12 protein-coding genes and 1 pseudogene are annotated in these 15,710 nt (G+C 43.4%); 9 read left to right on the forward strand and 4 right to left on the reverse strand.

The window, feature by feature from the left end; genetic code table 11:
* The first annotated feature begins 203 nt into the window (after window positions 1-203).
* Window positions 204-557, forward strand: coding sequence for a hypothetical protein (locus IM507_RS11540; protein ID WP_306766085.1), 354 nt, complete (start codon window positions 204-206; stop codon window positions 555-557).
* 84 nt (window positions 558-641) lie between these two features.
* On the opposite strand, the gene radC is transcribed toward IM507_RS11540, so the two are convergent.
* Complete coding sequence (radC, locus tag IM507_RS11545) at window positions 642-1,373, reverse strand: RadC family protein (protein ID WP_002732646.1); 732 nt, start codon at window positions 1,371-1,373, stop codon at window positions 642-644.
* Between the two features lie 488 nt (window positions 1,374-1,861).
* The gene (locus IM507_RS11550) at window positions 1,862-3,049 is read right to left on the reverse strand and encodes an aspartate aminotransferase (RefSeq protein ID WP_287637051.1); all 1,188 of its coding nucleotides are present in this window, start codon (window positions 3,047-3,049) and stop codon (window positions 1,862-1,864) included.
* A 251-nt stretch (window positions 3,050-3,300) separates the two neighbouring features.
* Here IM507_RS11550 and IM507_RS11555 point away from each other — a divergent pair, with 251 nt between their 5' ends.
* The 6 genes and pseudogenes from IM507_RS11555 to IM507_RS11580 all read left to right on the forward strand — a co-directional run.
* Window positions 3,301-4,587: an FAD-binding oxidoreductase gene (locus IM507_RS11555; protein ID WP_002732156.1), complete on the forward strand. Its 1,287-nt coding sequence runs from the start codon at window positions 3,301-3,303 to the stop codon at window positions 4,585-4,587.
* Between the two features lie 9 nt (window positions 4,588-4,596).
* Window positions 4,597-5,952: a (Fe-S)-binding protein gene (locus IM507_RS11560; RefSeq protein ID WP_123230612.1), complete on the forward strand. Its 1,356-nt coding sequence runs from the start codon at window positions 4,597-4,599 to the stop codon at window positions 5,950-5,952.
* Window positions 5,953-6,292: 340 nt separating this feature from the next.
* Entirely contained in the window at window positions 6,293-7,474 is a 1,182-nt protein-coding gene (locus tag IM507_RS11565; protein ID WP_287637052.1) for a hypothetical protein, read from the forward strand.
* Between the two features lie 384 nt (window positions 7,475-7,858).
* Window positions 7,859-9,157 (forward strand): homoserine dehydrogenase, encoded by a 1,299-nt coding sequence (locus IM507_RS11570; protein WP_002731804.1) that lies wholly within the window; start codon window positions 7,859-7,861, stop codon window positions 9,155-9,157.
* A 20-nt stretch (window positions 9,158-9,177) separates the two neighbouring features.
* The gene (locus IM507_RS11575; protein ID WP_287637053.1) at window positions 9,178-10,086 is read left to right on the forward strand and encodes a LysM peptidoglycan-binding domain-containing M23 family metallopeptidase; all 909 of its coding nucleotides are present in this window, start codon (window positions 9,178-9,180) and stop codon (window positions 10,084-10,086) included.
* Between the two features lie 244 nt (window positions 10,087-10,330).
* A pseudogene (locus IM507_RS11580) lies at window positions 10,331-10,596 on the forward strand (ISAzo13-like element transposase-related protein); the annotation flags it as partial.
* Window positions 10,597-10,867: 271 nt separating this feature from the next.
* On the opposite strand, the gene IM507_RS11585 reads toward IM507_RS11580, so the two are convergent.
* A complete protein-coding gene (locus IM507_RS11585) occupies window positions 10,868-12,727 on the reverse strand; it encodes an iron uptake porin (RefSeq protein WP_002733805.1) in 1,860 nt (619 codons plus the stop codon).
* Between the two features lie 389 nt (window positions 12,728-13,116).
* Between IM507_RS11585 and IM507_RS11590 the strand changes: the two genes are divergently transcribed.
* Window positions 13,117-13,503, forward strand: a complete 387-nt coding sequence (locus tag IM507_RS11590; RefSeq protein WP_016517153.1) for a hypothetical protein — start codon at window positions 13,117-13,119, stop codon at window positions 13,501-13,503.
* A gap of 272 nt (window positions 13,504-13,775) precedes the next feature.
* Here the strand turns inward: IM507_RS11590 and IM507_RS11595 are convergent, their stop codons facing one another.
* Window positions 13,776-15,152 (reverse strand): cobyrinate a,c-diamide synthase, encoded by a 1,377-nt coding sequence (locus IM507_RS11595; protein WP_069474436.1) that lies wholly within the window; start codon window positions 15,150-15,152, stop codon window positions 13,776-13,778.
* 91 nt (window positions 15,153-15,243) lie between these two features.
* Between IM507_RS11595 and IM507_RS11600 the strand changes: the two genes are divergently transcribed.
* Window positions 15,244-15,710, forward strand: a 467-nt coding sequence (locus tag IM507_RS11600) for an RNA-guided endonuclease InsQ/TnpB family protein (protein ID WP_287637054.1), incomplete at its 3' end; no start/stop codon positions are given.

Consider the following 15,710-nt stretch of genomic DNA (forward strand, 5'->3'; position numbering starts at 1 on the left):
ACCGACCCAACTGCAACAAAAAGCGTTAGATTTATTGGGAGTTTCCCTGATTTGTACCCAGTAACGGGGCGGCGGAAATTCTCTTAATCCCTTCTACAGCACAGGTTATGGCCTTTTGTCAACGGGGAAGTCCAGATATATTAGTAAAAATTATCAATTGAATGTTAAGAAGTCCGGACAGTAGGTACGCTCCTCGAGCAAGATTGCTGTCGGCTCGATGGTTAGTGCTGCCCTTGGGTAATGGAAAAGAGACGGCGCTGACAGTGACAAATCCCAAGGATAGCAATCCCAAAGCGAGCGGACTGCTGCTTTCTGGTACGGCTGTCACCTCAGCAAAGGGAATGATAGTTTCAAACAGATACACGAGAGACGATCCCGATCCTTGCAAAGGAGAAAGATCAAGTCCTGGTTTAGATGAGCGACTAACCGCAGAAATTAAAGGGTTAACTGCAAGAGTCGCTGATCGGGAATTTACCAGTCGGGGGATTCTGATAGCTTTGGTTGTTGCTATTTTAGGAGGAGCGGCCAAAATTTTTGGTTTTCTCCCCAATCCTTGACAGCGATCGCATAATGTTTGAGGAAATTAACGCCCAATTGAAACGGCTAAAAAATTAAACTACAAAGATCGAGTGTCTTTTCTGTCAATCTTCTTGGGGATATTTTTCCCAAAGATCCGTGATTTGGCGAAGACTTTGAAAGTTACCATTACCGAGGATCAAATGATCTAGGAGAGGAATGGCTAGATAGGTAGCTCCCTGTAATAATTGTTCTGTGAGTAAAATATCGTCTTGACTAGGCACAAGTGACCCAGTGGGGTGATTATGGGCGATAATTAACTTAGTAGCTGATTGTTTCACTACTTCTCGAAATATTTCTCGTGGATGTACCAGTGTTTCCGTGGCTGTGCCGATAGTAATCACTTTTAGTGCGATTAACTGATTTTTGACATCGAGTAAAATAACGGCGAAACGTTCCTGAGACTGATACATTAGTTCGTGTCCAAGGATAGCGGCAGCGGTATCGGGACTATCGATAACCATTTTTTCCGTCGGTCGTCGTTGAAAAGCTCGTTTTCCCAATTCGATCGCCGCTAGAATAGTAGTAGCCTTAGCCGGTCCAATGCCATGAATAGCGGTTAATTCTTGGGGCTGAATATCCCTCAAAACGTCCAAAGGATCCCGGCGATATTTACTCAATTCATTGAGAATATGCTGTCCTAAACCCACCGCCGAGAGTTTCCCCTTACCTTGACCTGTAGCCAGTAAAATCGCTAATAATTCGGCGTTGCTGAGGTTTTTCGCCCCGACACTGATTAAACGTTCCCTCGGTCTTTCACTGACGGGAATATCGGCAATTCTTAAGCTGTAGGTCATGGAAGTGGCAAGCTACCGCGATAAAATTCCATCATACAATTTTAGCCAGTGCCTAGAGGGATTTGGCGGGTAAATCAAGGGGAAAAATTCTGGGTGCATCTCACTTATGCAGGAATACCGACAATCAGCAATTATCAGTGACTCTTAGATGATTACAAATGTATCAGCAGCTGCGTGTAAGCATCCCACCGAAAAACTAATGCGCGAGGGGTTTGGGGACGGCGCTTGCGTCCCCAACGGGGGGTTTGGGGGGTAGAACCCCCCAAAAGCTTGGATTGAGTGATAAAATCGGAAGTAATACTAAATCCTGTTATTAAAAACTGATTATTTATTCTCCGTTTTGCATCAGTGCCTCTTGCATGAGTGCCTCTCTTTATAAGTAGCCTATACTCAACGGATTTAGTATGATGCCCGATTTTAGCCGAGAGTTTCCCCGTAAAAATCCCAATTGGTAGATTTACAAAAATGAAATGCACCCAAAACTCTCCTTACTGATAGCGAATTCCCGCATCTTCGAGGCGCTGTAAGGCTTCCCCTAATCGCGGGATATCGGCGATTAAACTGACGCGCACATAACCTTCCCCTCCCTCCCCAAAAGCATTGCCCGGAGTGACAACGACACCGGTTTTTTGCAAAACACTGAGGGCAAAATCCGTGGAAGTCATACCGACGCTACAGGGGACCCAGAGATACATTGTCGCCTTAGAGGGGGGAATATCCCAACCTAATTGTCCCAAACCTTTGATTAAAAAATCTCGTCGCTGTCGGTATCTTTCCTGTACTTGTTTGACGTATTCATCGGGCAGTTGTAGGGCGGTTTCGGCCGCTTTTTGGATGACGGAAAAGATGCCATAATCGAGATTAGTTTTCAGGGTGCGTAACCCTTGAATAATATCGGAATTGCCCACGACAAAACCGACGCGCCACCCGGCCATATTATAGGTTTTCGAGAGGGTATGAAATTCCACACTAATCTCTTTTGCCCCCGGAATTTCTAATAAACTGGTGGGCTGATAACCATCAAAACTTAATTCAGCATAACAGAGATCGTGGACGAGCATAATCTCATATTGCTGGGCCCAAGCAACGATTTTTTCAAAAAATTCCCGAGGGGCAACGGCGGCGGTGGGGTTACTGGGATAGTTAAAATAGAGGATTTTCGCCTGTTTAGCCACATCTTCGGGGATAGAATCGATATCTATCAGCCAATCCTGTTCCGCTTTTAAAATGATCGGGTATAGCGTCGCCCCAGCAATCAAAGGACCGCGAAAATGGGCGGGATAGGCGGGACTGGGAACCAAGACCACATCCCCGGGGTTAACATAAGCCAAAGCCAGGTGAGATAGGCCCTCTTTGGAACCTAGCAAGGGTAAAGCTTCGTTATCGGGATTGAGTTGCACACCATAAGAGCGATCATACCATTTAGCGATCGCTTCTCGGAAACTGGCGGTTCCTTCAAAGGGGGGATAACCGTGAAATTGGGGGGTTTCAAAAGCTTGAATGGCCGCTTCGATAACTGGACGCGGGGCAGGACCGTCCGGGTTGCCCATACCTAAATCGATTAAATCTAGTCCTTCTTTGCGGGCTAAGGCTTTTAATTCATCCAAGCGGGCGAAAACGTAGGGGGGTAAGGCACTTAATCGCTTGGCGCGGCTATTCGTCCAATTTACACTCATTACTTCTTGGCTTACTGATCGAGGTAATCTAACATTATGGCACGAGTGTATGGCTAATTCAGCAGTTAGTTATTAGCTTCTTTGTGCCTCAGTATGGCTGGAATTGCCCGACATCGGAGATGGAGAGGCAAACTAAGGTAATCTAACTAATAGAGGCCCAAAATTACTGATTAGCCCTAGCATTAACCCCATTCTTCGCCATTAGCGGCCGGTAAGTCCTGACTCCTCACTCCTCAATTCTTTTCTCAAATATGACTGCGATCGCTGTTCAGATAACTTCTATTTTACCCGCCGACACGACGGTTATAGCTTGGCCACAAGTGCCAAAAGAGGAACAAGAAAGATTATCAAGGGCAATTAGGGGCAAAAGTCCTGAAATTATAGTCTATCCCGCTAATACGGCCGCTTTAGCCTCTCTGGTGCGTTTTGCCAACGAAAATCGTCTGTCTTTACTGGCCTACGGTCAAGGCAGTAAATTAGATTGGGGTGGATTAGTCCAGTCACCCGATATTTTAGTCAGTACCCAAAATCTCAACCGGATTATTGACCATGCTAGGGGAGATTTAACTATAACCGTGGAATCTGGGCTTAAACTAGCGGATTTACAGGCTTTTTTGGCTCCTAGCGGTCAATTTATTCCTCTTGATCCCAGTTACGCCGCTAATGCCACGATTGGCGGTATTATGGCCACGGCCGACGCGGGAACATGGCGGCAAAGATACGGTGGAGTCCGGGATCTGATCCTAGGATTCTCCTTTATCCGTCACGATGGCGAGATTGCTAAAGCTGGAGGGCGTGTGGTCAAGAATGTGGCGGGATACGACATGATGAAGCTATTTACGGGTTCCTACGGCACTTTGGGGATTATCGATCAAATTACCCTGCGACTGTATCCCGAAACCCCTAACTCAGAAACCCTGATAATCACTGGAAATAGCGAAAATATTAGCAAATTGAGTCAAGTTATTCGGCAATCGTCCCTAACTCCCACCGTGGCTGAATGTTTAAACCCAGGGATGACGCAAGCACTAGGATTAGAGGAAAAAGTCGCTTTACTGCTGCGTTTTCAAAGCATTCCCGAAAGTATTAGCGAACAATCGCAACAGGTGAGTTATTTAGGGCAACAGTTAGATTGTCAGACTAATTATTATCGGGATGAGGAAGAAGTTTCTCTAGGGCAAAGATACCGAAAAACAATCGATAATTATGATCAAGAGGGCATTTTTTTCGGCAAAATAGGATTATTACCTAGCAATTTAGATCTAGTGATCGACCAAATTAACGGACTAGCCTCGATTAATATTAGTAGCGGCGTGGGTAAAGTTATCTTAAAATCGGAGGAAAATCTTGACAAAATTCGCTCTTTATGCAGTGCCAATCACGGTTATTTAACGGTGTTAACCGCACCCCCATCCCTAAAAGAAAAAATTGAACCTTGGGGTTATACAGGTAACGCGATTACCATGATGAAAACCCTAAAAACTAAATTCGATCCTCACGGTATTTTTAGTCCTGAACGCTTTCTTAACAAAATCTAATTAAAAATTATGCAAACCTCCGAATCTTCCCTTAACTTTCAAGAATTAATCGACCAAAAAAATCAAGGATTTGACCCCAAGAATCCCCCTGCCCAAGAATTAATCGATAGTTGTGTTCACTGTGGTTTTTGTCTATCTACCTGTCCCAGTTATCGAGTCATTGGCAAAGAAATGGACTCCCCCCGGGGCAGAATTTATCTGATGAATGCCATCAATAAAGGGGAAGCGGTTTTAGACGAAACCACTAGCCAACATTTTGATACTTGTTTAGGCTGTTTAGCCTGTGTTAGTACCTGTCCATCGGGAGTACAATACGATCAATTAATCGCCGCAGTTCGTCCGCAGGTGGAACGCAATCAACCCCGCAGTTTTAAAGATAAAATTATTCGTTTTCTCATTTTTAATCTCTTTCCCTATCCCGTCCGTCTCAAATTATTTTTACCTTTCCTCTGGTTATATCAAACCCTAGGATTACAAACCCTAGTCAGGAAATCGGGTATCTTAAAAATGCTATTTCCTCGTCTAGCGGCCATGGAATCAATTTTACCCAAAATTACTCTAAATTCTCTGTTTAAAAACTATGCCGATGTTATTCCCTCCCAAACTGAAAAACGCTATCGGGTGGGAGTAGTTTTAGGTTGTGTGCAGCGCCTCTTTTTCTCGCCAGTAAATGAAGCGACAGTGCGGGTTTTAACTGCCAATGGTTGTGAAGTGGTTATCCCAAAAACCCAGGGTTGTTGTGCCGCTTTACCCGCACATCAAGGACAGGAAAAACAAGCACAAAGTTTAGCCAGACAAATGATCGATAGTTTCGCAGAAACTGGGGTTGATTATATTATTATCAATGCGGCGGGTTGTGGTCATACTCTCAAGGAATATCATCATATTTTAGCCGATGATCCTGAATATAAAGATAAGGCTAAGGAGTTTGTGGCTAAAGTACGCGATGCCCAAGAATTTTTGGCAGCAGTGGGATTAACTGCTAATTTATCGCCGATTACCGAAACAGAATTAACCCTAGTTTATCAAGATGCCTGTCATCTTTTACACGGACAAAAAATCTCGGTGCAGCCACGGCAATTATTGCAAAAAATCCCCAATATTAACTTAAAAGAACCTATCGATGCGGCCCTGTGTTGTGGTAGTGCCGGAGTTTATAATATGCTACAGCCAGATACTGCCGATGAATTAGGTCAGCAGAAAGTACGCAATTTATTAAATACTGGGGCTGCGGTGATTGCTTCTCCTAATCCGGGTTGTTCCCTACAAATTAAAAAACATCTACAATTACAGGGAAAAGATACACCCGTTATTCATCCTATCGAATTATTAGATTATGCGATTCGCGGGCTGAAAATTTCCTAGTTCATCCCCGTTTTATCTTAATTTTCGGTAATTTTCTCGATAGTTCGTCCTTACTGTCACCTAGATTTTTGATAGAGGGGTTTCATCTCTCCTCTGTTATTACTCGGTAAAAATAGCATCAAGAAAAATCTAGGGAACAATATTGTTCCCCCTTCAATCTTAGAATCCAGTTCACAGAAAGATGCGGTTAGGAGCAATCAGACTCAACTATTTACTAAGATAATTTACTTTTGTTTCCCTATGGTAAGGTTCGGGAAAACCCCGGACTTAAAACTGGGCATATTTGTTTATTTCCTAATTCAAACTCAACCATAAAATTTTTTTAGGAGAAATCAATAAGATGGAATTAAAGGCCGAAACTAGCAACTTTAGTCAATCAAGAAAGCTTTTCTTGTATATATTAAAAATCTTCATCATTTGGAGAGGAACACTTTTACTGATGCACCTAATCGGACTCAGTTTTAGTCAGATGAATGAATCTTCATCTCCTCAAGAATCTTTTTGGCATATGTTTCCCGATAATCATTATTTGGATTCTTTCTTTCGTTGGGATAGCACTTGGTATAACGAAATTATTCAAACAGGATATTCATACAATCCCGAAAAACAATCGAACGTTGCTTTTTTTCCTCTCTATCCTATTTTAGTCAAAGCAATTGTATCTTTAACTTCCTTAAGTGTGCCTATTTCTGGTCTTTTACTTTCTAATTTATGTCTAATACTTGCCTTATTTTTTGTTTATAAAATCAGTAATATTTATCTGAATAAAAGAGGCTGTGAAAAAGTTTTAATTCTTATGTTGGTTTTTCCTACTTCCTTTTTTTATAGCTGTTTTTATACAGAAAGTTTATATTTGCTAACCACCGCTGCTTGTTTTTATTTCTTTCTGAATAAGAAATACTTTTGGTCTGGATTTTTTGGATTTTTTGCCAGTTTAACTAGAGTCACAGGAGTAATAATTTTTCTGGCTTTTGCTATCGAATTACTCTGGAAATATTTAAAGAAAAAAGAACCGCCCAAGAGAGAAAGTATTTTCCTCCTATTAATACCCTGTGGGTTAATCGCTTATATGGTATTTTTAGCTTGGAAATTCAACGAACCTTTGGCATTTGTTAAAACTCAAGTTTTATGGAGTAGAGGTGAAAGAGTATTTCCTTTAATTACTCTAATAAACTACTGGAAGAACATCAATTTTATGTTTCCCAAAGATCCTATTAATGCAATTCGATTCTTCAATACTTTTTTTAGCTCCTTTTTTTTAGGTATCTTGCTATTCTCTATCGTTAAAAAGCCTCTCAATATTTCCCTATTGATTTTTGCCTTTCTGAGCATTTTTTTACCTTTAAGTACAGGAATAACAGAATCAATGATGAGGTATATGATGACAATATTTCCAATATTTATTATTCTTGGATATTGGAGCCAAAAAAATCGTTATTTTTATGGATTTCTGTTATTCTTCTTTACCTATTTTTTATCAATTCTATTTCTTTGGTATGGTAATTGGGGCTGGATAACTTAGTTGCTCGTGCAGTTGATTCAAATTACCCTAACTAATCATGCTAACATAGCTCTTTGCTCAGAGAGAGTCGATTGATTTGTTCAAAAATATCAACTAGATAGAGAATTATTGTCATCATAAATTAGAGTTATGATCAAAAATGTTACTCACATTGCCGAATATCTATATCGGTCAATAAAATCAATCACAATTACAGGGTAAGCGTTTAAATGCGATCGAGATTGGCTTGATTTTAATACAAAAATACTGCACATTGATCATCCTCAGGCTTTGAACGCAAGGAAAAGCACACCCCACAGACAAAGACCTTGTAATGATAGAATCGACAATGGCGACAGCTTGGCCATTAGTATTTTTTGCGTCGGACTAGCAGGAGATAAAAGCGTGACCTTTAAGATTGGTTTACTCGGTTTCGGGGTTGTGGGGACGGGAACAGCGAAAATCCTCCTCGATCCTTTTGGTCGTCATCCCGTACTCAAAGAGATTACCATTGGACGAGTGGGAGTTAGAACCCTAGATAAACCGAGAGAAATCGAGCTTTCTCCCCATCTTTTGACCACTGACCTAGAATCGATCGTTACTGACCCCGAAATTGATATTATTGTCGAATTATTGGGGGGTTTGGAACCAGCACGCTCTTTAATTCTCAAGGCAATCGCATCGGGAAAGCACGTTGTTACGGCAAATAAGGCGGTTATTGCCCGTTTTGGTGATGAAATCTACGCCAAAGCTAACGAAAAGGGGGTTTATGTCCTCCTAGAAGCGGCCGTGGGTGGTGGAATTCCCGTCATTAAACCCTTGAAACAATCCCTCGGCGCTAATCGCATCAGCAGCATCATGGGAATTGTCAACGGCACAACTAACTATATTCTCACGGAAATGAGCCAAAAAGGGGCAGATTTTAGCGAAGTTCTGGCCAAAGCTCAGGAATTAGGCTATGCGGAAGCGGATCCCACTGCGGACGTGGATGGATTCGATGCAGCCGATAAAATCGCTATTTTAGCCTCTCTGGGTTTTGGAGGTCGGGTAAAACGAGAAGATGTTTACTGTGAAGGTATCCGGCAAGTTAGCGCCGTCGATATCGCCTACGCTGATAGACTGGGATTTGTGATTAAATTATTAGCGATTGCGAAAGATACGGTTAAGGAAGATTCCGATACTCTAGAGTTGCGGGTTCATCCGACCCTAGTACCGAAAATCCATCCCCTCGCTAATGCTAACGGAGTCTATAACGCTATTCTGGTCGAGGGGGAACCCTTGGGACAAGTGATGTTTTATGGGCCGGGTGCGGGTGGCGGACCGACGGCCAGTGCAGTAGTATCGGATGTGATGAATATCGTCGGAATTTTAAAAAGTAGTGGCAAAACCAAGGAACTTGACCCGCTTTTAAGCTGTATTCACCAGCATTATTGTCAAATCGCCCCCATGGAGTCGTTATCGACCCGTTTTTATGCTCGTTTTCTCTGTCGCGATGTGCCGGGGGTAATCGGTCATTTAGGTATGGCTTTCGGCGACCATGGGGTTAGTCTAGAATCCGTGGTACAAATTGGGATTAGGGGTGATTTAGCCGAAATTGTCGTTGTCACCCACGATGTACGCGAGGGCAATTTCCGCAATGCTTTAGTGGCAATAGACTCTTTAGAAGCTATTGACAGTATTCCCAGTATTCTCCGGGTTTTGTAATTATAGAGATCGCTTTTTTTATGGTCATGGGTCGGAGAATCAGAAGTGAGAAAAGTTGGCTAAGTTTGACCAGCACAATTTTGTTTTTTTGTCTAGGTTTTTTGGGCTTAAATCAAAAATTAATTTTTGCCCAAGGGTCTGATAATGTTTGTCCCCTGCCGATTTTATCAAGGTTACAACGCCATAAAATCCAAGCGGGAGAAACGATCGCCTCCATCGCCGAAAAATACGCTCTCATCCCGGCAACGATAATTAAACTCAATCCGACTATTCTCAAAAATGGTTTGGCCCCGGTGGGGAAAGAAATCTTCATTCCCCCGATGAACGGCATTCGCATCGAAGCACCCAAGGGTTCCACTTGGCGCGATTTAGAAGCGGCCTATGGTATTCGTGCCGATATACTCTTTGAGCTTAACGGTTGTGGTCGCCGGCCGACAATAGTTTTTATCCCCGGCACCAATTGGTCCGCCGCCGGCAAGCGCTCGGACTATACTGGATTAAGTTCTTATCCCTTACCCTTGGCCAGCACTGTCGGATTAGCCTACGGTTGGCAAAAAAGCCCCACGGAACAGAAAAATCTCTTTCATAGTGGTATTGATCTTCTCGCAGATGTTGGTACACCAGTTCTAGCCGCCGAGGATGGTCTAGTGATTTATGTGGGTCAGGAGGGGGCCTATGGTAATTTGGTAGTAATTAATCATTTAGGTCGCCGGCAGACCCGTTATGCCCATTTAAGCAGGGTTACAGTTAAAATTGACCAAAGGGTACGAGCAGGAGACGTTATCGGTGCGGTTGGCACCACCGGACAACCAGATATTATTCCCCCCCATCTTCATTTTGAGGTGCGCTTAGATACTCCCGTCGGTTGGACAGCGCAGGATCCGGCTTTGCATTTGCCCCAAATCGGCCCGCAATCAAGTCAAAAGTAACCAGTTAAGGGACTTCCAAAAAATAAACTATTCATTCTCGGAGTGTGAGAGGGAGGGGTCGATGATTGCCCCCTCCTTCCCGATTTTGTAGTAGAATTAATCCTGTACATTATTAATCAAGTTTTTCCTTTGAAGTGTATATGGAATTAACTGATTCCCTCAAGAAATTGCTCAGTGAAACTGCACTTCAATTAAAAGATGTAACTAAAAGAAGATTCATGGCACAAACAGTCTTAGAATTGGGCTAGAAAACCATTGGAATGGGAGTATTTTAGATGAAATCGAAACAGCCTTGAAATTCGCCCAAACTATGACTTGAAAAGGAAAACACCCGATTGTTAAGTTGATTAATGAAATTTACAAAAAGGAGTAAAGCTTGCTAAAAAAGCCAGGGAAAAAATTGAAGAAAAAATCGAACGTCTCCCAGAATTAACGAATCAAGACTTTCCCAATTTGGGCCAATGGTTTATTGATATCTATTATGATAAGACCTGGTTTGTATTTAACTAAGATGGTTGGCTAAAAACTGTCTTTGATTCTTTAACTTGTCCTTTTTATACTCGAAAAAGCTCGGAAGTATAAAAGTTTATGCTGCCTATTTTTTCGGAAAAATAGGTTGTAATGGAAGACTCTTTGTTTTCCTAGACAAAAATAATTACTTTTTCAAAAAAACACTTTTCTATTCTATTTTTTTGTTGGGTATTTTATTCTCTGGAAGTCCCTTATTTGCCTAAAACAAAACCCCACCATGGGTGGGGTTTCGGGTTTAATTTAGGAAATCCTAGAAGGTAAAGGTTCCGCGAAGGGTGCCAATCCACTCGTTACCAGTGCCTTTGAACTGTTCAGGTGCAGAAATCCAGATGACACCGGGGGTGATAGAAATATTGTCGGTGACTTGGTACTTGTAGAACAATTCAACGTGGTAGGGAACAATGTTAGATACTTTCAGACCTATTTCCCGGAAGCTTAAGTGACCAATGTAGGGCTGCGCACCAGCAAACAGACCCAAGATATTTCCTTCTTTACCTAAGTCGGGGAAGGCAATACCAGCACCGTAGGTCCACACTTCCGCATCACCGAGACCGAGTAAGCGCACGGTGGAGTAGGAACCGAAGGCACTCAAGCTGGCGAAACCAATATCTACCGCACCGGTTAAACCGTAGCTATTGGATACTTTGGCTCCGAAGTTGAAGAAACCGACTTCATCCTGTAGGGTTACGTCTCCAGGAGGGTTGCCGTTGACGTTGAGCAGGGTATTTAACTGAGTTTGGGAAAGGTTAGCGGCGGAACTTCCCGTCACACCGAAGGAACCACCGTTACCGAAGATGGCGGTATCGGCACCTTGGTAGGCATTAACGTAGGTGAAGCCGACGTTGAGGAAGTTAAAGAGGTTAGCGTTAATCTGTGCTAAAGCGGCGTAATCTCCGTTAAAGAGACCATTACCCGGGTTAGGATTGGCCGCAGAACTAGAGCCACCACCACCGGCTAAGTAACCCAAGGATAGGGAGGTCGGACCGACAATGCTTTGGAGGAAGCCTAACTGTAGGCTAACACCAGCCCCAGAACCACCACCGATACGATAGATGGGGTTTTCAGAAGCGAAGGTAGATAGCGCACCATTACCACCGTCGAAGTCTTCAAAGAAGGGATTAGTGGTGGGAACGAAGTCATTCCAAATACCGCCCCAAGCGGCAACATAGGTATTGAAGCGACCAAAATAACCTAAGTCAATCGGGGTGTAGTAGGCCAACCAGTCGAGAACCACATCGCTACCGTTACCCGTAGCGGTCCAAGTTTGGAATAGGGAAGGGCTTTGCAGATTATCGAATCTGACGGAAGCGGGATCACCATTTTGTAGTGTGGTGGTCGATTTGTAATCAAATCCGAAGGGAGTGGCACTACCCGCCACTAAACGAGTTTTCAGTACGTCCTGACCGGTGAAGCTCGTGTTTAAAACTAAACGAGCGCGGTATTGCATGGCGGCCTGGGATGCGGGGCTACCAGCACCAACCGTATCGGTGACAGCGAAGATGACTTCCCCAGCTAATTTGGTGGTGGTGGAGAATTGATTATTTTCGAGGAAAGACACCCGGCTTTCTAAGTTATCAACTCTAGCTCCCAAGGCTGCTAATTCAGCTTGGAACTCGTCCATCAAGCGCTTGAGAGCGTCTAAGTCTTCCTTGAGGACGTTGACACCATCTTGAATTAAACGTTCCATCACGTTTAAGCAAGCGTTTAAACCAGCCGCAAACTCCCAACGGGTTAAAGCTCGGTCACCCCGGAAGGTGCGATCGGGATAACCAACAATACAACCATAGCGCTCCACAAGGCTTCTTAGGGCTTCATAGGCCCAAGCGGTGGGGGAAACATCCCGCAGTTGGTTAACGCTGGTGACTTGATCGATGGTATTGCCTTCCACGGGTACGGACTGTCCTTCGTTACCGTACTGTTCGATCTGATTGAGTAGTTCGCCAGTTCCTGCACCGGTGTTCTGAACTTGAGCGATTTCTAGATTGTTAAATTCGGTAGAAACACTGGTAGATTTGACGGGATCGAAGCTACTAGCATTAGCGGAAGCTACTAGGGTAGCCCCTAAAATCGCTGGGCTAACCAGCAATGATTTCCAGAACATTCTTAACATGATGGTTTTTTCCTCACACCTTATAGGTTGACTACACAGTTTGACGACGCATATAGCCTTTCTATTCTTTTGCCATTATACACAATTTAATTACTTAGGGAAAGATGCGATCTCATTTTTTTTCCCTTGACCAGTTGACAAAGTGGCCACCCTGTTGATCCTAACGGTACTTAAACAAAAACTAAAGTAGGTTAAAATCCTTACAGAGAGAAGACTTAATCTCAAATAACAGCCTCATTTAGACGAGTCGGGCAAGGTTCTGTAATTTTGATAACGACGACTGAACTGAGTTGTCGTCAGGTTAATTGATGATTTCTGTAGTGGCACTCTTAATATGGAGTGATGTCTAATGGGCAAAACTTAACGCCGATAAAAACAGAGACAAAACCATGAAAAAAAGAAAGATAGCCAATACACTGCGTAAAGCCTTGCTAGAAGATGGCAAGATGGAACGCGCTCTTTATGAATACGAATTAGAAGAACACCTAGACTACTGGTACAAAGGCCTCAAGTCCGACCGGGATCAGTTTGTCTTTGCCATCACGGAAAACTCCGGTCACGTGGCAATGGTATTGATTACGCCAGATAAAACTATCTACGTCAATGAGGAGGCGCGAGAGAAACTCTCCGAATTCTGGACAAAAGCTTATAGAAATAATATAAATCGATTAATTCCCATGATGGCGGACAATTTGGCCAATGATATTATCTCGGTGACAGGCGTTAAAACGGTGTCCCCCAACCAGAAGCGGCGCTGGGTTAGTTTGCGCCCGTAGAGTTAAAGTGAAGAGATGACGAGAAACCCTGAAAAACTATCCGCCCTCACCAATTGCTCGGTAAGGGCGGTGTAGCGGGTCATCGGAATCGACACCAGACTGCCGGAAGGAACTCCAGCTAGTCTAAATCTTGTTTAGACGTGGGGGTCTAGAGAACAGCCCCGGCGCACAGCCGGCTATTGTCGATTAGGAGACCCATGCTTTTACTACTTTCTACCATCGACATCACCTCCTGTATCCCTTAACGGATTGATTATCAAATTTGTCTGTAATCAGCTTAACGCAGCTGTTCGGAAAAAATCAAGGCCGGCAGCTAAGAATTTTTTTGGCAGGCCCAGATTAGCCCCAAAATGTAGGTGGAGATAGGAAGCGTGCAGATTCTTACCTTGCCACCCTTCGCCATTGATGTCACTTTTGGGGAATGCTTGCAGTTGATAAATCGGTGCGTCGCTCACCCCGCTTAATTGGGAGCGATGGAATTCATGCCCGCGCACTGGTTGACCTGCTTTGAGCAGGATCGTCTCCTGTTGGGCGATGGCTTGTCGATAACCTAGGGTTAACTTCGGAGACATTATAGCAGATTGGGGGATTATTTGCAACATAAAATGATTTTTTTGCTCAAAATCAACTATTTTGTCACATAAATACATTAATCCGCCACATTCGGCGTAGGTGGGCATTCCAGATGCGATCGCTTTTCTCACCTGAGTTAAGACGGGGGTGTTAGCGGCTAATTCCGGGGCAAAGATTTCGGGAAAACCGCCACCAAAGTACAATCCTTGCAGGTTTTCGGGCAAATTTGCTCCTTGCAGGGGACTCCAAAAGATTAATTCCGCGCCTAAATTGGCTAAAATATCGAGATTATCGGGGTAATAAAAGTTAAAAGCCTTATCTCTGGCAATACCGATACGGATAGGGGGAAAAAGCTTATTTGCTCTTGGGGGATTTTTCGGGTTCTCTTGGGGAGAAATAGTCAGTAAAGGCAAGAGAATGTCCCAATTAAAGCAGTTTTGGGCAATAGAAGCCAGTTGATCTTGCAGTTGCCTGATTTCTCCTAGTTCATCCCTGGGAACTAATCCTAGATGGCGCTCGGGAATTGTCAGGGAATCTTGACGACGCAAAACCCCGACAATGGGCATATTGATGGATTCTAGGACGGTTTGCAGTAATTGCAGGTGGCGATCGCTACCAACCCGATTGAGGATAACGCCGGCCAGATGGAGATTTTTGTCTAAAGATTGATAACCGCGGACAATAGCGGCGACAGAGGTAGATAAACGACTACAATCGATAACCAACAGCAGAGGAAGCCCTAAAATACGGGCAATATGGGCGGTGCTGGCATAATCGGGAAATTGAGTATCGCTTAATTGAATACCATCAAATAGCCCCATTACCCCTTCAATCAGAGCATAATCGACATTTTGACAATGTTGGGCAAAACAGGTTTTTACATAGTCTTCAGAAGTTAAAACCGGATCGAGATTGCGACAGGGGCGACCAGTAAAATGAGTATGGAACATGGGATCGATATAATCGGGCCCGACTTTAAAAGATTGCACTCGATCGCCACGACTGATTAAATAGGCCAAGATTGCCAGAGTAATCGTAGTTTTACCGACTCCGCTTCTTTCTCCTGCGATGATCATCGAAAATTTTGGGTCTGAAACCCCGTCGTTCTACGACGGCTTTACCGTCAAATATTAGCACATTTACACGATATATGCTAAAATGTGAGACATGGAAAAAGCCTATTCTTACCGATTTTACCCCACACCAAAACAAGAGTCGCTATTGCGGCGCACATTGGGCTGTGTAAGATTAGTTTACAACAAAGCTCTCCATGTCAGAACACAAGCTTGGTATGAAAGACAAGAAAGAGTAGGCTACGCTCAAACTTCTTCAATGCTAACCGAGTGGAAAAAACAAGAAGAATTAAACTTTCTCAATGAAGTTAGCTGTGTACCTTTACAACAAGGGTTAAGACACCTACAAACAGCTTTTACTAATTTCTTTGCTGGTCGTACTAAGTATCCTAACTTTAAGAAAAAACATCAGGGAGGAAGTGCCGAATTTACCAAATCTGCTTTTAAATTTAAAGACAAACAAATCTATTTAGCCAAATGCACAGAACCTTTACCTATTCGATGGTCAAGACAAATACCAGAAAGCTGTGACCCAAGTACAGTAACAGTCAGATTACATCC

It is taken from the genome of Microcystis sp. M20BS1 (assembly GCF_020245305.1).
Classification (GTDB): Bacteria; Cyanobacteriota; Cyanobacteriia; order Cyanobacteriales; family Microcystaceae; genus Microcystis; species Microcystis ichthyoblabe_A.

Excerpts from the sequence above, each read along its gene's own strand:
- radC (WP_002732646.1), bottom strand. The coding sequence starts at position 1,373 with ATGACCTACAGCTTAAGAATTGCCGATATTCCCGTCAGTGAAAGACCG.
- IM507_RS11550 (WP_287637051.1), bottom strand. The coding sequence starts at position 3,049 with ATGAGTGTAAATTGGACGAATAGCCGCGCCAAGCGATTAAGTGCCTTA.
- IM507_RS11555 (WP_002732156.1), top strand. The coding sequence starts at position 3,301 with ATGACTGCGATCGCTGTTCAGATAACTTCTATTTTACCCGCCGACACG.
- IM507_RS11560 (WP_123230612.1), top strand. The coding sequence starts at position 4,597 with ATGCAAACCTCCGAATCTTCCCTTAACTTTCAAGAATTAATCGACCAA.
- IM507_RS11565 (WP_287637052.1), top strand. The coding sequence starts at position 6,293 with ATGGAATTAAAGGCCGAAACTAGCAACTTTAGTCAATCAAGAAAGCTT.
- IM507_RS11575 (WP_287637053.1), top strand. The coding sequence starts at position 9,178 with ATGGTCATGGGTCGGAGAATCAGAAGTGAGAAAAGTTGGCTAAGTTTG.
- IM507_RS11585 (WP_002733805.1), bottom strand. The coding sequence starts at position 12,727 with ATGTTAAGAATGTTCTGGAAATCATTGCTGGTTAGCCCAGCGATTTTA.
- IM507_RS11590 (WP_016517153.1), top strand. The coding sequence starts at position 13,117 with ATGAAAAAAAGAAAGATAGCCAATACACTGCGTAAAGCCTTGCTAGAA.
- IM507_RS11595 (WP_069474436.1), bottom strand. The coding sequence starts at position 15,152 with ATGATCATCGCAGGAGAAAGAAGCGGAGTCGGTAAAACTACGATTACT.